Here is an 18,704-nt window from a genome sequence, read left to right on the forward strand (position 1 = left end):
GTGCTAGAGCAAGTTATATTTTTCACAATTATTATGGCATTTCTCATCACCGTGCTGCTCTCTCCCGTTTTTATTCCCTTCTTGCGGAGGTTGAAATTTGGTCAGAGCATCAGGGATGAAGGTCCTCAGTCGCATCAAAAGAAAACGGGCACCCCTACAATGGGGGGGATTGTATTTCTTCTATCGATTGTCATCACGACCTTTGTCATGACAGGGAAATACTCAGAGCCGGGCGCTGAAACCTATCTTTTGCTTCTCGTGACAGTTGGATTTGGCCTCCTTGGTTTTCTGGATGATTTTATCAAAGTAGTCATGAAGCGTAACCTGGGCTTGACTTCCAAGCAGAAGCTCCTGGGCCAGATTGTAATCTCTGCAATATTTTATTTCATCTTTAAGCAGAATGACTTTCCGACCACTGTATCCATTCCATTGACAGATATATCATTTGATCTTGGCTGGTTTTATGTAGTGTTCATTATATTCTGGCTGGTCGGTTTTTCAAATGCTGTGAATATTACAGACGGACTGGATGGATTGGTATCAGGTACATCGGCTATTGCTTTTGGTGCTTTGGCAGTTCTTGCCTGGAATCAAGGTCAATATGATATAGCGATATTCGGGGTAGCAGTGGTAGGAGCCGTCCTTGGTTTCCTAGTGTTCAATGCACATCCGGCCAAGGTATTCATGGGCGATACCGGCTCACTCGCACTCGGAGGGGCAATTGCTACGATTGCCATCCTTACGAAACTGGAGATCATCCTGATCTTGATCGGTGGAGTCTTTGTAATAGAAACACTGTCAGTCATTCTACAGGTTGCCTCTTTTAAAACAACGGGAAAACGAATCTTCAAAATGAGTCCCCTGCACCATCATTACGAGCTCGTCGGCTGGTCTGAATGGAGAGTGGTCGTGACATTTTGGACGGTTGGTTTGCTTTTTGCTGTATTAGGAATCTATATTGAGGTGTGGTTATAATTGAAGAAAATTACGAAGTTCAAACATAAAAAAGTTCTAGTATTGGGTCTGGCAAAGAGCGGAGTGAGCGCCGCTTCATTACTACATAAGCTGGAAGCTTTTGTAACAGTCAATGATCAGAAGCCTTTGGCAGAAAATCCCGAGGCTCAGGGTCTCCTTCAAGAAGGGATCAAAGTGATATGCGGGAGCCATCCCATCGAATTATTGGATGAAGGCTTTGAATATGTCGTGAAGAATCCCGGCATCCCTTATCATAATCCGCTTATAAAAAGGGCGGTTGAAAAGGGGATTCCGGTTCTTACCGAAGTGGAGCTCGCCTATTTAGTATCTGAGGCTGAAATGATCGGCATTACCGGTACAAATGGAAAAACGACCACAACGACACTGCTCTATGAAATCCTTAATGAAGGCGGACAGCGCCCGCTGATTGCAGGGAATATCGGGACGGTTGCATCAGAAGTGGCGCAGACAGCGGCTAAGGATGAAAAAATGGTTGTTGAGCTTTCTTCGTTCCAACTAATGGGCACCCAGGAGTTTTCCCCTCATATAGCCATTATAACCAATCTCTATGAAGCACACCTTGATTATCACGGAGATCTCGGGGAATATTGGCACGCGAAAGCAAATATTACAAAGAATCAGACTGAAGATGATTACTTGATCATCAATCATGACCAGGACCATCTCGTGAAGACTGTCGGTTTTACTAAAGCGTCCATTATCCCTTTCTCCACTACTCAGGAAGTGGAAGGGGGCGCCTATATAAAGGCAGGCGGAATCTATTTCAAAAAAGAACGCATCGGGGATTTGTCTTCTGTGGTACTGCCGGGTGCACATAATCTTGAAAATATACTTTGTGCCGTGGCTGCTGCTAAATTATATGGAGTATCGAACGAAAGCATTATGAGTGTGCTTGGAAAATTTGCGGGAGTAAAGCATCGTACTCAATTTGTAAAAGAAGTGAATGGACGGAAGTTCTACAATGATTCCAAAGCAACAAACACGCTGGCAACGAAAAGTGCACTCAATGCCTTTAACACACCGACTATATTACTGGCAGGCGGGTTGGACAGAGGGAACGGATTCGATGACCTTATTCCACATCTTAAAAATGTTAAGACACTCATTACGTTCGGCGAGACGGCTGATAAATTGCAGCAAACGGGACAAAAGGCAGGGATAAAAACGATCCTCCGTGTCGATAATGTGGAAAAGGCAGTGCCGGCCGCTTTTGAAAACTCGGAAGAAGGGGATGTGATCCTGTTGTCCCCCGCATGCGCAAGCTGGGATCAATATCGAACTTTTGAAGAACGAGGTGACATTTTTATTAAAGCGGTGCATACCCTTTAATAAGGGCTTGTCATTATAAAGCAAGATTACTTAAACAACCAGAAAGGCATTCTTAGAAACTGAACGGTATGTATTGCTTGAAGCGGCTCAAATACGTTTATTCGAGGTGTTAAGATGCCTTTAAAAAAATCTACTCCGGATTTCATCCTTATCATCGTGACGCTTACACTTTTAGCTGTAGGATTGATCATGGTGTACAGTGCCAGCGCGGTATGGGCGGATTATAAATTCGATGATTCATTCTTTTTTGCCAAAAGACAGCTGCTGTTTGCGGCCGTCGGGGTATTTGCCATGTTTTTTATCATGAATGTGGAGTATTGGACATGGAGAAACTGGGCGAAAGTCCTTGTCATCATCTGCTTTGTACTGCTTGTACTTGTATTGATACCGGGAGTAGGAGTATTGAGGAATGGATCCCGGAGCTGGATAGGAGTAGGAGCCTTTTCCATTCAGCCTTCAGAATTCATGAAGCTGGCAATGATCGCTTTCCTGGCAAAATATTTATCTGAAAACCAAAAATATATCACTTCCTTCAGAAAAGGGGTCCTGCCTTCGCTGTTATTGGTATTTACAGCGTTCGGCATGATTATGCTCCAGCCTGATTTAGGGACAGGTACCGTCATGGTCGGCACCTGTGTGGTGATGATTTTCATCTCAGGAGCAAGAGTGATGCATTTTGCCTGGATGGGGCTGGCCGGCTTGGCCGGATTCGCTGCCCTGGTCGTATCTGCTCCATACAGGATCAAACGGATCACTTCCTTTCTGGATCCCTGGGAAGACCCTCTTAACAGCGGATTTCAGATCATTCAATCGCTTTATGCAATCGGTCCCGGAGGACTTTTTGGTTTAGGGCTGGGTGAAAGCAGACAGAAGTTCTTCTATCTGCCTGAACCGCAGAATGATTTCATATTTGCGATATTGGCAGAGGAACTGGGGTTCATAGGAGGTACATTTGTCCTTCTCCTTTTCGCCCTGATTCTCTGGCGCGGAATACGTATCGCGCTGGGGGCACCCGACCTCTTCGGGAGTTTCCTTGCTGTAGGGATTGTATCCATGATCGCCATCCAAGTCATGATCAATGTCGGGGTCGTAACAGGCTTAATGCCGGTAACAGGCATCACACTGCCATTCCTCAGCTACGGGGGATCCTCCCTGACCCTCATGCTCATGGCAGTCGGCGTCCTCCTCAACATCAGCCGCTATTCAAGAAACTAAAGAGATTGGCTTCCAGTCATTCACTGTCAGAAACAACTGACAGAATGATTCGGAAGCCAATCTTTTTTGTTCTTTTTCAATTCCTAGGTTGATTGCGAAGTTTTGCACGGAAATCAATAGCGGTGATAATGGAATCAGGTAAGTTAAGAAGTCAAAATTGATTCAATAATCAGGGTTGCAAAAAAACAAACAAAAATCAGAGCGGGATGAGTATGTGAAAAGGAATTTCTTCACGGGAAATGAAAGAAGTCAATAAGTAGAATTCTATTTTAGTGAAAAAAGAACTATTCAGTAAATTTTATTGAAATAGTAATAGGATATTCGGAGGTTAGATGTTACAATTAATTACATAAACGAAACGTGTGAAAGTACCTAAGGTTTTCAATATTATAGGAGATTATATTACTTTTTTTAACCAAAACTTTTACAATTCAATGACATCCTTTCATAACATGGAATTGGTGTTTAGAATAGAGGGAAAGAGTGTAATTAACTAAAGGTTATTCTCTTTATGATTCCATGGAATATACATAACGATCATTTGAAATTTTCATTATGTTTGATGCAGGTAAGGAAAGTAAATTGACTTTAAAATGATAACCGTCCTAATCTCTTTCACATGTCCTTCACATTCATTGGGAAGGAAGCCCGTATTGGAAAGAGTACTTTCATTTTTCAGGTGTGGTGAAACATGCCCCATAAATACGAAATGAAATTGAGGAAAAACGTAATGAGAAAAGAAAATGTTGTTTCCATTGAAGAAAGAATTCCAAAACTGAAACAGCACAGAAAGAAGAAAGCAAACAGAAGGCTGATATTCCTGCTCTCGCTTTTCCTGATCATGATTCTGTCTGTAATATACTTTCAATCTCCTCTCAGTCATGTCAAGAACATTGAAGTGAAAGGGAATGAGCTTGTCCCAAGCGAAACCATTATTTCCAAAAGCAAGATAAAGCAGGGAATGAATGTATGGAGCGTCAATAAGAAAGAAACCTCCGAACGGCTGAATAAGCTTCCTGAAATCAAGAATGCCAAGGTGAAGATGTCATTTCCCAATTCTTTTGTAATTGAAGTGGATGAGCTGGGGAAGAAAGCCTATCTTCTTAAGGACAATAAGTTTCAAATCATTTTGGAAAACGGCAAGGTTCTGAATAAGGGAACAGAATCCATTCCGGTTGATGCTCCTCTGCTGAGGGGATTCAAAGAGGATAAAGCATTGAAAAAAATGATTTCTGAATTGGGGGAGCTCCCGAAAGAGGTCCAGCACCTCATTTCAGAAATCAACCTGACGCCGAAGAAGACGGACCAATACCACTTGACTCTATTTATGAATGATGGGTATGAAGTAAGTGCTACGATCAGGACATTTTCAGAAAAGATGGAACATTACCCTTCGATTGTCAGTCAATTGGACCCTTCGCAAAAAGGGGTCATTGATTTAGAGGTGGGTTCTTATTTCCGATCATACGAATCTGAGGAATCAGAAAGTGAAGCGGAACCAGCGGGTGATGCTGTAGAAGAAGATGAAGGTGAGGGGGATGCCGGGGATGAAAGTTAAGGGTAAACATGTTATCCTCTCCCTCGTAAGCTTGGTACTGGGTTTCATCCTGGCTTTTTCTTACAGTATTGCCAACTCGGAAGAAAACGGTCAAGGTAAACGGAGCAACGGCCAATGGAAGCAGGAAGAAGAGCTGCGGGATCAAATTCTTTCCCAGCAGCAGAAGAATAATAATCTTCAGGAACAGCTTTACGAAAAACAGGAAAAAGTAGTCAATATGGAAAAGGAATTCTCTAAAGAAAAGCAAATCTATTTCAACCTTGCAGAAGAGGCGGAAAAATACCGCATGTTCTTAGGGAAGACCAAGGTCAAAGGTCCGGGAGTGAAAGTGACTCTTTCTGACGCTGACTATAAACCAAAAGAAGATAACGCAAACAATTATATTGTCCATGAACACCATATATTCAAGGTGATAAACGAATTGTATATAGCCGGTGCTTCGGCGGTCGCCATAAACGGACAGAGGCTGAAGCATGATTCCTATGTGCTATGTAATGGACCGGTCATACAAATCGACGGAATTGAATATCCCGCTCCGTTCGAAATTGCAGCAATTGGGGATTCGGAGGTTCTCTCTTCCGCAATGAATATTACGGGTGGAGTCAAGGATCAACTGGTCAATGAAAATATTGAATTTTCTTTAGAAAAGAAAACAGAAATTGTTCTGGAACCATTGATCGGCGAATTGCAGTAGTCTGCACTCCAATTTTAAAGAAAGTGATCTGGAAGCAAGGTGAAGGGGATTGGACAACAAGCTTAAAGCAAGTTTTACGGTTATCACCATTATCATCGGTTTCATGATTGCCATTCAATTTCAGACAGTCAAGGAACCTGTTGTCCGTGATACGAGAGACATATGGGAATTAAGGGATGCTCTCCTTAAAGAGAAAGAACTGAATTCCAGCCTTCTTGAGGAAATGCGAACTGTCGAAGAGAAGCTAGAAACTTATGAAACAGACAGAGAGGCAAGCCCTGAGCAGGCATTGAAACAGACTTTAGATGAACTGAAAACGGAAGCGGGTTTGACCGAGAAAAAAGGAACCGGTCTGATCCTTACCATTGAGCCCGCCATGGAAGAAATATTACTGGGTGAAAAAGTACAGACTGTATCCCCTCAGCTCCTCGAGAGGCTGGTCAATGAGTTAAATCAGTATGATGCGATGGATATTTCGATAGATGGACACCGGCTGATCAACACCTCAGTTATCCGTGATATTAACGGGGAAACAAATATCGACGGTTTTTCCATTACTAAAATCCCGTTTGAAGTCAGAGTATTGACAAAGGATCTTGAGACTGCACAGAAATTGTATAACCGGATGCAGGTATCGCAATCTGCGGAGGATTTCTTTATCGATAATCTCCGGGTATCCATATCCAAACCTTTGGAAGAAGTGGTATTACCATCATATGAGGATACAATCCGGATCCGATATATGGAACCGGTCAGTGAAAGAGGAGGTAACGGATGATATGTGGCTTCCCATATTGGGACTGCTGGTAGGGGTCATACTCGGCCTTCTTACGGATATTAGAATTCCAGATGAATACTCGAATTATTTATCGATAGCAGTCCTGGCTGCACTGGATACGCTCTTTGGCGGAATACGTGCACACCTCCAAAATATCTACGATGATAAAGTTTTTGTTTCGGGGTTCTTTTTTAATATTTTACTGGCAGCAAGTTTAGCTTTTCTAGGGGTTCATCTTGGTGTAGACTTATATCTGGCGGCTGTTTTTGCTTTTGGAGTCAGGTTGTTCCAGAACATAGCAGTCATAAGAAGGATACTTATTAGCAATTGGACGAATAATCAAGAAAAAAGAGAAAAAAATTCAGAATTTTAAAAGGGAATCGTTTTTGTTACGACGAATATCTTATTTAAGATATACTTAGAATTGAGACTATCTAGGGGTTGTTGTTCCCATAAACATTTTTTAAGGAGGTGCCATAGAGTGAACAGCAATGAAATTTACGTTAGCCTAGACATCGGTACATCCACAGTGAAAGTGATCATTGGAGAAATGTCAAATGATTCCTTGAACATTATCGGTGTAGGAAATGTAGAATCGGAAGGAATCAGAAAGGGTTCCATCGTAGACATAGACGAAACTGTTCAAACAATAAAGAAGGCAGTAGAACAAGCAGAAAGAATGATCGGGTTATCCATTAACCAGGTCATCGTCGGCATTACCGGAAATCATGTTTCCCTCCAGAATTGTCACGGAGTGGTGGCCGTTTCCAGTGAGAACCGTGAAATAGGGGATGAGGATGTCCTCAGGGTGATGGATGCTGCGCAAGTTGTATCGATTCCGCCTGAAAGGGAAATCATCAATGTCATTCCTAGACAATTCATCGTTGATGGATTGGATGAAATTACAGACCCGAGAGGCATGATTGGTGTGCGCCTTGAAATGGAAGGCACAATCATTACGGGATCCAAAACAATATTACATAATACGCTGCGTTGTGTTGAAAAAGCAGGACTTGAAATTGTGGATATTGTGCTGCAGCCATTGGCAGCCGGATCAGTCGCTCTTTCCAAAGATGAAAAGAATCTGGGGGCGGCGCTGATTGATATTGGCGGTGGTTCCACAACGATAGCCGTTTTCGAGCACGGTCATTTGAAGGCTACTACGGTACTGCCTGTTGGCGGTGAACATATTACAAAGGATTTATCCATCGGTCTAAGGACATCAACCGAAGATGCTGAGAAGATAAAGACTAAATATGGACATGCTTTTTATGATCATGCATCAGAAGATGAAGTATTCAGTGTCCCGATTATCGGAAGTGACCAGCATCAACAATTTAATCAATTAGAAATTTCTGATATCATAGAAGCAAGGCTTGAAGAGATCCTTGACCTTATCAGCCATGAACTGAAGAGAATGGGTATCAGGGACCTGCCTGGCGGATATGTATTGACTGGCGGTGTAGTAAATCTCCCAGGTGTGTTAGAATTAGCACAAATTGTATTCCAGAACAGGGTACGCGTAGCCATCCCGGATTATATCGGGGTGAGGGAGCCGCAGTATACGACAGCTGTCGGATTGATAAAATATGCACAGAAGAATGCCAGATTACAAGGAAAGACCGTAAGTGCAGAACCTGTGCCTGTTGAAGCATCCGAGAAAAGGCAGCAGCCGAAACAAACAAATAAGAAGCCGAAGCCAGCTAAAGTAACAGAAGAAACACATGAAGATGATAAGGCGATGTCAAAAGTGAAAAAGTTCTTTGGATACTTCTTTGAATAATAAGGAATCCATTGATTCGACGAGTTAGGAGGATTTGTCATGTTGGAGTTTGATACAAATTTAGATTCATTAGCAACCATAAAAGTTATCGGTGTCGGTGGCGGCGGAAACAACGCAGTCAACCGTATGATTGAGCATGGCGTCCAGGGTGTTGAATTTATTGCCGTAAATACAGACGCACAGGCTCTTAATCTATCAAAAGCCGAGATTAAGATGCAAATCGGCGGGAAACTGACGAGGGGACTTGGCGCAGGAGCCAACCCTGAAGTAGGTAAGAAAGCTGCAGAAGAAAGTAAAGAGCAAATCGAAGAAGCATTAAGAGGGGCGGACATGGTTTTCGTAACCGCAGGTATGGGAGGCGGTACCGGTACAGGTGCGGCACCTGTCATTGCTCAGATCGCACGTGAAATCGGTGCGCTGACGGTCGGTGTTGTGACCCGTCCATTCACATTCGAGGGCCGCAAGCGTTCAAATCAGGCAAGCGGCGGGATCGCTGCCATGAAGGAAGGCGTGGATACGTTAATCGTCATTCCTAATGACAGACTTCTTGAAATCGTTGACAAGAGCACCCCGATGCTTGAAGCATTCAGGGAAGCGGATAACGTCCTCCGACAAGGTGTACAGGGTATTTCCGATCTTATCGCAACACCTGGATTGATCAATCTTGATTTTGCAGATGTTAAAACAATCATGTCCAACAAAGGTTCCGCTTTAATGGGGATCGGAGCGGCATCAGGGGAGAATCGTGCTGCCGAAGCGGCTAAAAAAGCTGTCTCCAGCCCATTGCTTGAAACATCAATCGATGGTGCCCAGGGTGTATTGATGAATATCACCGGCGGTACAAGCCTGAGCCTGTATGAAGTTCAGGAAGCTGCAGATATCGTTGCTTCTGCATCCGACCAGGATGTTAACATGATTTTCGGTTCAGTCATCAACGAAGACTTAAAAGATGATATCATAGTAACTGTCATCGCAACGGGATTTAATGAAGAAGTATTACAGGCACCGAAACAGACACGTCCTACATTTGGCGGTGTAAAGCCAAATCCTGCTCCAACAGGACAGCAGGTTAAGCGTGAACAGCCAAAACGTGAGGAAACTCAACAACAGGAACCTGTACGCTCTTCATCCAATAATCAGGGTGCCGAGGAAACACTTGATATTCCTACATTCCTTCGCAACCGAAACAGAAGACGATAATCACTGTTTGAATCGACTGAGTTCAGTTAAATAACTTTCACAAAAAAGACCCCGGTTCAGGGGTCTTTTTTTTTGGTGTGCCAGGCATGGCAATTATCTAGGTGGTGAAAGTCCACTGTGGGGGTACACATCGACCAACCACTAAGGAAGCGCAAGGTACTTATCGTGAGGTAAGGGCTGGAGGAAGCGTGGAATAAAATCTTGGCTCGACGAACAGAAATCTGATACAAAGGCCTTGCATAGGGATAAGACTCCCAAACAAGTCAAAGTCCAAAAGATGTGCGTAACTTTGTAAGGTAAATCAGGCGAGTAAAAGAGGAAAGATAATTGTCTTACCCTGGGAGATCTTGTGGATGTACAGCAGTACAGTCGGAAAAGGTTAGCCGCAAGAAGTCAGCAGAAGCCATAGTAGTGAAGTAAATTCATGAAGGGCGGAACAATTTATAGTGTTTCGAGTACCAGGAATGCGTAAGTGACCTACTCCGAATGTGTTAATGGTGAAAGTATGAGCGTATCTCAGAGGATAACCAAAATGGGAGATATCACTTACTACGTGAGAGGGAAGGAGAAACGAGTGTGGAACTTCTAGAACAAATCCTTAGTAATCAAAATATGAATGAAGCCTACTTGCGTGTTTACAAAAATAAAGGCGCTAGTGGGATAGATGGGGTAACAGTCGATGAACTGAAGCAATATCTGAAAGAGAACAAGGACGAATTACGGAGGCGCATCAGAACAAGAAAATATCATCCACAAGCTGCCTTAAGAGTGGAGATCCCAAAAGAAAACGGGAAGATGCGCAAATTGGGAATACCAACAGTAGTGGATAGAGTTGTTCAACAAGCAATTCATCAAGTTCTCAGTCCGATATTTGAAGAGCAGTTCAGCGAATTTAGTTTCGGATTCAGACCAAAAAGAAGTTGTGAGATGGCAATTATTAAAAGCTTGGAATTTCTGAATGAAGGACATGACTGGGTTATTGATATCGATCTTGAAAGATTCTTCGACACAGTCCACCATGATAAACTGATGCGCATCATATCTCAGACAGTTGATGATGGAGATGTCATTTCATTAATTAGAAAGTACTTAGTTAGTGGAGTCATGGTAAATGGAAAGTATGAAGAGACACCTGTCGGTACTCCGCAAGGAGGAAACCTCAGTCCACTACTGAGTAATATCATGTTGAACGAACTAGATACAGAACTTGAAAATAGAGGATTAAGATTCGTAAGGTACGCTGATGACTCACTTATTTTTGTGAAAAGCGAAAAAGCAGCGGACCGAGTAATGAAATCAATTGTGAGATTCATTGAGAAGAAATTAGGACTTATAGTCAACGCAGAGAAAAGCAGAATTGCCCGCCCCAAAGAACTGAAGTTTCTAGGATACGGGTACTATTACGACTATAAGAACAAGAAATATCAAGTGAAACCTCATCTAAGTTCAATACGGAGATTTCAAAGAAAACTTCGCCAGCTCACAAAACGAAATTGGAGTGTTCCACTAGATTTTCGAATTTTGAAATTGAAACAAGTCATTTTTGGATGGGTAAACTACTTCAGGATTGCCAATATGAAAAAAGTGACCAAACAAATAGACCAGAAGCTCCGATCTAGAATAAGGGTCATCATCTGGAAACAATGGAAAGTTCCGAGTAAACAAATCAAATCGCTTATTCAACTAGGGATTCCGAAGGAAGAAGCGAAAGGACTAACCTACTGCAGAAAAGGTTATCGGTTTATAGGACTTTCTAAAGTGGTCCATAGAGCAATTTCAAATAAAAGACTAAAACAGAGGGGACTCCCCTCTGTTTTAACCCATTATCTAAAAGTACACACTGTAATATAAGTTGAAGCGCCGTATACGAGACCCGTACGTACGGTGTTGTGAGAGGGGCGAAAATAAAATACATTTATTTTCCCTCTACTCGATTTTCCTCCATTTACTCTGTCTTTTTGAATCGTTCAAAGATGAAGTGACATATTTCGTTTCTTTCTCTTAAAAGTTTTCCGTCCTCCCATACATAAAATGACAAACTTTTAGAGGGGATGTACGATATACTTCCTATAAGTCAATCAGTTTTAATTGAGGCATAGGACTAGATGAAGTTTAAGGAGGGCAGGAATTGACCTTATATTTAGATGTCATCTGGCTGCTGAATGTATGTGTGGATTTTATATTGCTATGGCTAACAGGCTTGATCCTCAAGAGACAATATGCTCTGTGGAGAATTGCGATAGGGAGTTCAATAGGTTCCGCCATCATCATTCTTTCGTTTTCTCCCTATGCATTTCTGGTAGGAAATCCTCTGGTTAAACTGTTATTTTCTTTGGTCATGGTATATTCTTCATTCGGGTTTAAGAGACTTCGTTACTTCTTGACAAATCTTCTCATGTTTTATTTCGTTACGTTCTTAACAGGTGGGATCCTTATCGGTGCACATTACTTCCTGACGTTTGACCCGGGTTCTAAAACGACTGTTCTGCTCGCAAGCATCAAGGGTTTTGGTGATCCGATCAGCTGGGTATTCGTCATGCTCTCCCTTCCTGTCGCGTGGTATTTTTCTAAAAGCAGGATGGACAGTGTGGAGTACGTAAAGATCCAATATGATCAGCTGGTGGATGTCTCTTTGAATATCGGTGCATTTGAATGGACCGTCAAAGGGTTAATGGACAGCGGCAACCAGCTGCAGGACCCCATTTCCAAGGCTCCTGTCATGATCGTGTCGGTTTCCTCCTTAAAGGAAACTGTTCCGGAAGAGGTCATTTTGTTATGTGAAGAAGCTGAAGATATTTTCTCAGGTCAACGTAATCTGAACGAAGAGTGGTCAGACCGGCTTAGAATCATCCCGGCTCAGTCAGTCGGAAGGAAAAGTCAGCTGCTCGCAGCGATAAAACCCGACTCCATAACTCTAAAAGATCATGAATCTTCGTGGCCGGCACACGGACTAATCGTTTTCAGGAAAGAACCGCTTTCTGCGGATGAAAGTTTTGGAGCGATCGTACATCCGAGGATGGCTGCCGGTAAGCCGGTACAGAATGTTTCGTAATTCGAATACTACTACTATACTCACATTCTAAAGAAATAGAAGGGGGAACAACGATGAAAAAATTAAAAATCAAATTTTTATATGTCTGGTACAAATTATTAATCAAGCTTGGTATAAAAACAGATGAAATTTACTACATAGGAGGCAGTGAGGCCCTGCCTCCCCCCCTTAGTAAAGAAGAAGAACAAGTACTTCTGAATAAATTACCTAATGGTGATAAAGCAGCACGATCACTTCTTATAGAACGGAACCTGAGATTAGTCGTATACATTGCAAGGAAATTCGAGAATACCGGGATTAATATTGAGGACTTGATCAGTATAGGAACGATTGGCCTGATCAAAGCAGTCAATACCTTCAATCCTGAAAAAAAGATCAAACTAGCTACTTATGCCTCAAGATGCATTGAAAATGAAATACTTATGTATTTAAGAAGAAACAATAAAATCCGGTCGGAAGTTTCTTTTGATGAGCCCCTTAATATTGATTGGGACGGCAATGAATTACTGCTATCAGATGTTCTCGGGACAGATGAAGATATTATTACAAAAGACCTGGAAGCGACTGTGGATAAAAAGTTGTTGTTTAATGCGCTCCACCAGCTGTCAGAACGGGAAAAACAAATCATGGAACTGAGGTTCGGCCTTATGGGGGAAGAAGAAAAAACCCAGAAAGATGTAGCTGATATGCTGGGAATTTCCCAATCGTATATTTCCAGGCTGGAGAAAAGGATCATCAAAAGATTGAAGAAAGAGTTTAATAAAATGGTGTAAAAGACAGGGCTGACTTTTAATGAAAAGTCAGCTTTTTTGATTGTTAAAATAAAAAATTTCGTGTGTTTTTTTCTAGTATTTGTAAGGGGTTTTAAGGAATTCATGAGCAGACCGTCCGGATGAAATGCATATTTTTCCTCTTCAAGGAAATACTGAATTTTGTACAACAGCTCCTGCAAGGAGGGGAAAGAATGACACGAAATAAAGTTGAGATTTGCGGTGTAGATACTTCAAAATTACCAGTATTGAAGAATGAAGAAATGAGAGTGCTGTTCAAACAAATGCAAGCTGGTGATATATCAGCAAGAGAGAAGCTTGTGAATGGTAATTTACGTCTCGTCTTAAGTGTAATTCAACGCTTTAACAACCGTGGTGAGTATGTTGATGACTTGTTTCAAGTCGGATGTATCGGTTTGATGAAGTCAATCGATAACTTTGATTTAGGTCAAAATGTACGATTCTCCACCTATGCAGTACCGATGATCATCGGGGAGATTCGCCGCTACCTGCGCGACAATAACCCTATACGTGTATCGAGATCTCTGCGCGATATAGCTTATAAGGCCCTGCAAGTAAGGGAAAAGCTGATGGGTGAAACGTCCAAAGAACCGACAGCTGAGGAAATTGCCAAGGTTCTGGATGTACCGCATGAAGAGATTGTCTTTGCGCTCGATGCCATCCAGGATCCGGTTTCATTATTTGAGCCAATATATAATGATGGGGGAGATCCTATCTTTGTAATGGACCAGCTTAGTGATGAACGGAACCGTGACTTTCATTGGATCGAAGAAATCGCATTGCAGGAAGGTATGCGTAGACTGAATGACAGGGAAAAGCTGATTATCAGTAAACGCTTTTTCCAAGGAAAAACACAGATGGAAGTGGCTGACGAAATCGGGATTTCACAAGCTCAAGTATCCCGATTAGAAAAAGCAGCCATAAAACAAATGAATAAGAATATCCAATAAGAGAAAAACATGAGAAAAATGGAACCTCTCATGGACAATCGAGAAAGGCAGATCCTTAATTCCCGGGTCTGCCTTTCTTTTTCCTGCATACAATATAATACGGTGCAAAATGTTTACACCTAGGTGCAAAATGATTACACCTTGGTGCAAAATATTACACCTTGGTGCAAACATTTTGCACTCTATGCCATTCAAAAGCATGCGGGAGGGGAATCGCTTGGTACGAATTTCTGAATTCCAAGTCAAAGATGTTGTCAATATATCGGATGGGAAAAAACTGGGGAACATAGGAGATATTGAAATCAATCTGGATACAGGCAGGATTGAAGCCATCGTAATAGGAACCGGCGGCAAGTTATTAGGGTTCTTTGGCAAGGAAGAAGATGTTGTCATTCCTTGGAAAAGTATCGTGAAAATCGGGGAAGACGTCATCCTTGTTCGACATAAAGAGAGTCACTATGTACAGGGACAACTTGAGGAACCTAAAGAATCTCCTTGAAAAATGACGAATATTCAGTATCTGTGGTACACTTATAAAAAAAAGAAGGAGATTCACTCGTGTCTATTGATCCTTTTTATAAAGAAACGGAATCCATCTATACCATCAAGACCTGGACTGATGTTATCCCGGGGCTGAAAGCAGGAATCACTTCCAGACATGGCGGGGAAAGCAAAGGGAGCTATACGTCTTTGAATATGGGACTGCATGTTGGTGATGAAAGCTCCGATGTGCTGAAGAATAGGGAAAAGATAGCCCAATCCCTTCAATTCCCATTAGACACCTGGGCAGCTGCAGAACAGACCCATGGAAGCAGGGTTCATGAAGTCATTCCTTTGGAGCGCGGAATGGGAAGCACCTCATATTCCACGTGTATAAAGGACACGGATGGTTTTATTACAAGCCATAAAAATATTTTACTGACGATGTGTTATGCAGATTGTGTGCCTATCTATTTCCTTGACAAACATACCGGTCTGATCGGTGTGGCCCACGCAGGCTGGAAGGGGACAGCAGGAGAAATCGGGCCGGCAATGATACACGGATTCATTGCAAGAGGTTCACGGGTCAGCGATATTGAAGCCGTCATTGGCCCCTCGGTATGCCGGAATTGCTATGTTGTTGATGACAGGGTGTTGGATGCAATAAAAAAAGTACTAGAAGATGGGAACGACTTACCCTATAATTTAAAGGAAGAGGGACAGTATCATCTGGATTTGAAAGAAGTCAACAGACTTTTGCTGCTTCAAAGCGGTCTGGATGAAAAACAGATCCATACTTCTGGTTATTGTTCTTCCTGCAGCGATGATTTTTATTCCTTTCGGAGAGATGAGGGGAAAACAGGAAGAATGATGAGTTTTATCGGCTGGAAGGAGTTATGAAATGAAAGTAGCAGAAAAACTGGAAATGATAAATAATCAAATAATCAAAGCTTGCTCTAAAGTTGCAAGAGATCCCGATGAAATCAATATTGTTGCTGTAACCAAATATGTTTCGATCAAAAGAGCTGAAGAAGCCGTTCAGGCAGGTTTGATTCACTTGGGTGAAAACAGGGACTCGGGACTCATGGAGAAATGGGAAGTATTAAAAGGGGAACCACAATGGCATTTCATCGGTACACTGCAATCGAGGAAGGTCAAAAATATTATTGATAAAGTTTCATACATACATTCTTTGGACAGGCTTTCCCTAGCCAAGGAAATCCACAAAAGAGCGGATAGGCCCGTGTCTTGTTTCGTTCAGGTGAATGTATCCGGAGAGGATTCGAAACATGGCATGGATCCGCAGGAAGTAGCGGGGTTCATCAGGAATCTGGAAGATTACCCTAATATCAAGGTGGTCGGATTGATGACAATGGCGCCTCATACAGATGATGAGAATTTCCTGAGAAAATGCTTCCGCTCGTTAAGGGAACTTCAGGAGCACATACATTCCATGGAATTACCATATGCACCATGTACAGAGCTATCAATGGGGATGAGTAATGATTATACAATTGCTATTGAAGAAGGAGCCACTTTTATCCGTATTGGATCAGCGTTAGTTGGAAATGACTGAGAGGGGATGTACGCAAATGGGCATAAAATCAAAATTGAAAACGTTCTTTTTATTGGATGAGGAAGAATATGATTATGAAGAAGATGAAAGATACGAAGAGGAATTCGAGGAGAAGAAGAAAATGAAAACTCAACCCGCTGCGCAAACAAAACAAAATGTAGTCAGCCTTCAAAGCGTGCAGAAATCCTCAAAGGTGATCCTTGTGGAACCAAGGGTTTATGCAGAAGCACAGGAAATTGCCGACCATCTGAAAAATAGAAGGTCCGTCCTTGTGAATCTTCAAAGAATCCAGCACGATCAGGCTAAGCGTATCGTTGATTTCCTGAGTGGTACAGTTTATGCGATAGGCGGGGACATTCAGCGTGTAGGCATGGATATTTTCCTCTGTACACCGGATAATGTGGAAGTGAGCGGGAACATTTCGGAGTTCTTAAAAGAAGAAGACATATCTGATTCAAGGTGGTAATGTAAATTATGGCATTCGTTTTTGACGTTTTATCTACACTCATTCAGCTTTATTCATGGGCATTAATCATCTATATATTAATGTCATGGTTCCCTAACGCCAGGGAATCATCCATCGGCCAATTTCTTGCGAGGATCTGTGAACCATACCTAGAACCGTTCAGACGTTTCGTGCCTCCGCTTGGAATGATCGATATTTCGCCAATCGTCGCATTCATTGTCTTGAATTTGGCTCAGATGGGCCTTCGCCAATTATTCTTTTGGTTCATCTAGATTTTTGTAAAATGGTAAAGAGCTGAAACATACAGACCGGTTTCAGCTCTTTTATTTTGCCGCTGATGCATCTTAAACAATAGAGGGAAGTGAAATGATGTCCATTTATCAACATTTCAGGCAGGAAGAAAAAGAATTTGTCGATGGGGTACTTGAATGGAGAGAACAGGTGGAAAACCAATACGCACCAAAGCGGACTGATTTTCTTGACCCCAGGCAGCAGCATATCATTCAGTCAATCGTCGGGCAGAATGAAGAGGTGAAACTCTCCTTTTATCCAGTGGGTACGGAGAGAAAAAGGGCGCTTTTGTATCCCTCCTATTTCCAACCTCAGGAAGAAGATTATGGTATACGTTTATTTGAGATTGAGTACCCGGGCAAGTTTGTTACAATAGAACACAAGCACGTTTTGGGAAGCATCATGTCACTCGGGCTGAAACGTGAGAAATTCGGAGATATCCTTGCAGCCGGCCAGAAGCTCCAGCTGTTACTGGCTGAAGAAATATCAGAGTATGTCAGGCTGGAATTAACACAGATCGGGAAAGCAACGGTGACCTTGCAGGAAGTCCCGATGACTGATCTGATTGAGACGATGGAAGAATGGCAGGAGAAGGTGACGACCGTAAGTTCACTGAGGCTCGATGCGGTTATGGCTGCAATTTATAACATTTCACGTCAGAAAGCCCAGACTTTTATCAAAAGCAATCTTGTGAAACTGAATTGGAAAGTCACCGAAAATGCATCCATTGAAGTAGAAGCGGGGGATGTTATATCGGTAAGGGGGTTCGGCAGAAGTAAGCTGATCTCGATCGAAGGAAGAACAAAACGCGAAAAATGGCGCATTTCTTTGGGGATTTTGAAATAATTTAAAGAAAAATAAAGGGATTTCCCCACATGCTGTCGAAATTTTAGTTATAATGAAAATGTAATTCACCAAGTACTGGAGGTGGCTCCCATGCCTTTAACGCCGTTAGATATACATAACAAGGAATTCAGTCGCGGTTTTCGCGGCTACGATGAGGATGAGGTCAATGAATTTTTAGACCAGATCATTAAAGATTATGAGATCCTTATCCGTGAAAAGAAAGAAACCGAGGAACGGTTGAATGCGTTAAATGAACGTTTAGGTCATTTTACAACGATTGAGGAAACCCTCAATAAATCCATTGTCATCGCTCAAGAAGCAGGGGAAGAAGTAAAACGGAACGCTACTAAGGAAGCGAAATTGATCATCAAAGAAGCAGAAAAAAATGCTGACAGGATTGTCAATGAATCATTGTCAAAAGCCAGAAAGATTGCGATTGAAATCGAAGAACTTAAGAAACAGTCAAAAGTTTTCCGTACACGCTTCAAAATGCTGATCGAAGCTCAGCTCGATCTTCTGGGAACGGACGATTGGGATAAGCTGATGGAATTCGATTTGGATGCCACTGAATTAAAAACTTTGAAAGAAGAAGAGACACTGTCTTGACGAAAGCTGCGTTCTTTTCATATAATTGAAAAATAATCTAATTTGCCATAATAAAAGCTGGGATAGGGACAGTACGTTTCTACTTTTTATCCT

The 18,704-nt window shown here is 42.2% G+C and carries 20 protein-coding genes and 1 other annotated feature (1 of these 21 only partly in view); all 20 genes read left to right on the forward strand.

Translation table 11 applies throughout. The annotated features are described in order from the left end of the window. Window positions 1-975 carry a phospho-N-acetylmuramoyl-pentapeptide-transferase gene (gene mraY, locus AS034_RS09910; protein WP_032088931.1) on the forward strand — a complete coding sequence of 325 codons (975 nt, stop codon included), beginning with the start codon at window positions 1-3 and terminating at the stop codon, window positions 973-975. Beyond that, entirely contained in the window at window positions 976-2,325 is a 1,350-nt protein-coding gene (gene murD / locus AS034_RS09915; RefSeq protein WP_058298365.1) for a UDP-N-acetylmuramoyl-L-alanine--D-glutamate ligase, read from the forward strand. 114 nt (window positions 2,326-2,439) lie between these two features. After that, window positions 2,440-3,540 carry a stage V sporulation protein E gene (gene spoVE / locus AS034_RS09920; RefSeq protein WP_032088929.1) on the forward strand — a complete coding sequence of 367 codons (1,101 nt, stop codon included), beginning with the start codon at window positions 2,440-2,442 and terminating at the stop codon, window positions 3,538-3,540. Window positions 3,541-4,270: 730 nt separating this feature from the next. Then, a complete protein-coding gene (locus AS034_RS09925; protein ID WP_032088980.1) occupies window positions 4,271-5,098 on the forward strand; it encodes a cell division protein FtsQ/DivIB in 828 nt (275 codons plus the stop codon). Next, window positions 5,079-5,792: a DUF881 domain-containing protein gene (locus AS034_RS09930; protein ID WP_419184979.1), complete on the forward strand. Its 714-nt coding sequence runs from the start codon at window positions 5,079-5,081 to the stop codon at window positions 5,790-5,792. The genes AS034_RS09925 and AS034_RS09930 overlap by 20 nt, the downstream gene beginning before the upstream one ends. A gap of 49 nt (window positions 5,793-5,841) precedes the next feature. Next, the gene (locus AS034_RS09935) at window positions 5,842-6,570 is read left to right on the forward strand and encodes a DUF881 domain-containing protein (protein ID WP_032088927.1); all 729 of its coding nucleotides are present in this window, start codon (window positions 5,842-5,844) and stop codon (window positions 6,568-6,570) included. Window position 6,571: 1 nt separating this feature from the next. Further along, window positions 6,572-6,943 carry a small basic family protein gene (locus AS034_RS09940; protein ID WP_058298367.1) on the forward strand — a complete coding sequence of 124 codons (372 nt, stop codon included), beginning with the start codon at window positions 6,572-6,574 and terminating at the stop codon, window positions 6,941-6,943. A gap of 108 nt (window positions 6,944-7,051) precedes the next feature. Then, complete coding sequence (gene ftsA, locus AS034_RS09945; protein WP_032088925.1) at window positions 7,052-8,353, forward strand: cell division protein FtsA; 1,302 nt, start codon at window positions 7,052-7,054, stop codon at window positions 8,351-8,353. A 39-nt stretch (window positions 8,354-8,392) separates the two neighbouring features. Further along, window positions 8,393-9,553, forward strand: a complete 1,161-nt coding sequence (ftsZ, locus tag AS034_RS09950; RefSeq protein WP_032088924.1) for a cell division protein FtsZ — start codon at window positions 8,393-8,395, stop codon at window positions 9,551-9,553. Window positions 9,554-10,129: 576 nt separating this feature from the next. Then, entirely contained in the window at window positions 10,130-11,404 is a 1,275-nt protein-coding gene (gene ltrA / locus AS034_RS09955; RefSeq protein ID WP_058298368.1) for a group II intron reverse transcriptase/maturase, read from the forward strand. A 277-nt stretch (window positions 11,405-11,681) separates the two neighbouring features. After that, window positions 11,682-12,605, forward strand: a complete 924-nt coding sequence (gene spoIIGA / locus AS034_RS09960; RefSeq protein ID WP_058298369.1) for a sigma-E processing peptidase SpoIIGA — start codon at window positions 11,682-11,684, stop codon at window positions 12,603-12,605. A gap of 53 nt (window positions 12,606-12,658) precedes the next feature. After that, complete coding sequence (gene sigE, locus AS034_RS09965) at window positions 12,659-13,378, forward strand: RNA polymerase sporulation sigma factor SigE (protein ID WP_058298370.1); 720 nt, start codon at window positions 12,659-12,661, stop codon at window positions 13,376-13,378. A gap of 191 nt (window positions 13,379-13,569) precedes the next feature. Then, window positions 13,570-14,346: an RNA polymerase sporulation sigma factor SigG gene (gene sigG / locus AS034_RS09970; RefSeq protein ID WP_032088921.1), complete on the forward strand. Its 777-nt coding sequence runs from the start codon at window positions 13,570-13,572 to the stop codon at window positions 14,344-14,346. A gap of 217 nt (window positions 14,347-14,563) precedes the next feature. Then, window positions 14,564-14,845, forward strand: a complete 282-nt coding sequence (locus AS034_RS09975) for a YlmC/YmxH family sporulation protein (RefSeq protein ID WP_032088920.1) — start codon at window positions 14,564-14,566, stop codon at window positions 14,843-14,845. A 59-nt stretch (window positions 14,846-14,904) separates the two neighbouring features. Continuing rightward, entirely contained in the window at window positions 14,905-15,726 is an 822-nt protein-coding gene (gene pgeF / locus AS034_RS09980; protein ID WP_244888143.1) for a peptidoglycan editing factor PgeF, read from the forward strand. Between the two features lies 1 nt (window position 15,727). Then, complete coding sequence (locus AS034_RS09985) at window positions 15,728-16,402, forward strand: YggS family pyridoxal phosphate-dependent enzyme (RefSeq protein ID WP_032088919.1); 675 nt, start codon at window positions 15,728-15,730, stop codon at window positions 16,400-16,402. A 16-nt stretch (window positions 16,403-16,418) separates the two neighbouring features. Continuing rightward, the gene (locus tag AS034_RS09990; protein ID WP_032088918.1) at window positions 16,419-16,868 is read left to right on the forward strand and encodes a cell division protein SepF; all 450 of its coding nucleotides are present in this window, start codon (window positions 16,419-16,421) and stop codon (window positions 16,866-16,868) included. A gap of 8 nt (window positions 16,869-16,876) precedes the next feature. Continuing rightward, on the forward strand, window positions 16,877-17,140 hold the full coding sequence (locus AS034_RS09995; protein WP_032088917.1) for a YggT family protein: 264 nt from the start codon (window positions 16,877-16,879) through the stop codon (window positions 17,138-17,140). 97 nt (window positions 17,141-17,237) lie between these two features. After that, window positions 17,238-18,005 carry a YlmH family RNA-binding protein gene (locus tag AS034_RS10000; RefSeq protein ID WP_058298732.1) on the forward strand — a complete coding sequence of 256 codons (768 nt, stop codon included), beginning with the start codon at window positions 17,238-17,240 and terminating at the stop codon, window positions 18,003-18,005. 90 nt (window positions 18,006-18,095) lie between these two features. Continuing rightward, window positions 18,096-18,611, forward strand: coding sequence for a DivIVA domain-containing protein (locus tag AS034_RS10005; protein WP_032088916.1), 516 nt, complete (start codon window positions 18,096-18,098; stop codon window positions 18,609-18,611). 50 nt (window positions 18,612-18,661) lie between these two features. Beyond that, window positions 18,662-18,704, forward strand: a binding site (T-box leader); it runs 201 nt beyond the window's last position.

Source organism: [Bacillus] enclensis (genome assembly GCF_001456935.1).
Lineage (GTDB): Bacteria > Bacillota > Bacilli > Bacillales > Bacillaceae_B > Rossellomorea > Rossellomorea enclensis.

What these genes read in the sequence shown, in the direction of transcription:
- spoVE (WP_032088929.1), top strand. Translation starts at nt 2,440, where the DNA reads ATGCCTTTAAAAAAATCTACTCCGGATTTCATCCTTATCATCGTGACG.
- AS034_RS09925 (WP_032088980.1), top strand. Translation starts at nt 4,271, where the DNA reads ATGAGAAAAGAAAATGTTGTTTCCATTGAAGAAAGAATTCCAAAACTG.
- AS034_RS09930 (WP_419184979.1), top strand. Translation starts at nt 5,079, where the DNA reads ATGCCGGGGATGAAAGTTAAGGGTAAACATGTTATCCTCTCCCTCGTA.
- AS034_RS09940 (WP_058298367.1), top strand. Translation starts at nt 6,572, where the DNA reads ATGTGGCTTCCCATATTGGGACTGCTGGTAGGGGTCATACTCGGCCTT.
- ftsZ (WP_032088924.1), top strand. Translation starts at nt 8,393, where the DNA reads ATGTTGGAGTTTGATACAAATTTAGATTCATTAGCAACCATAAAAGTT.
- sigE (WP_058298370.1), top strand. Translation starts at nt 12,659, where the DNA reads ATGAAAAAATTAAAAATCAAATTTTTATATGTCTGGTACAAATTATTA.
- sigG (WP_032088921.1), top strand. Translation starts at nt 13,570, where the DNA reads ATGACACGAAATAAAGTTGAGATTTGCGGTGTAGATACTTCAAAATTA.
- AS034_RS09985 (WP_032088919.1), top strand. Translation starts at nt 15,728, where the DNA reads ATGAAAGTAGCAGAAAAACTGGAAATGATAAATAATCAAATAATCAAA.
- AS034_RS09990 (WP_032088918.1), top strand. Translation starts at nt 16,419, where the DNA reads ATGGGCATAAAATCAAAATTGAAAACGTTCTTTTTATTGGATGAGGAA.
- AS034_RS09995 (WP_032088917.1), top strand. Translation starts at nt 16,877, where the DNA reads ATGGCATTCGTTTTTGACGTTTTATCTACACTCATTCAGCTTTATTCA.
- AS034_RS10000 (WP_058298732.1), top strand. Translation starts at nt 17,238, where the DNA reads ATGTCCATTTATCAACATTTCAGGCAGGAAGAAAAAGAATTTGTCGAT.
- AS034_RS10005 (WP_032088916.1), top strand. Translation starts at nt 18,096, where the DNA reads ATGCCTTTAACGCCGTTAGATATACATAACAAGGAATTCAGTCGCGGT.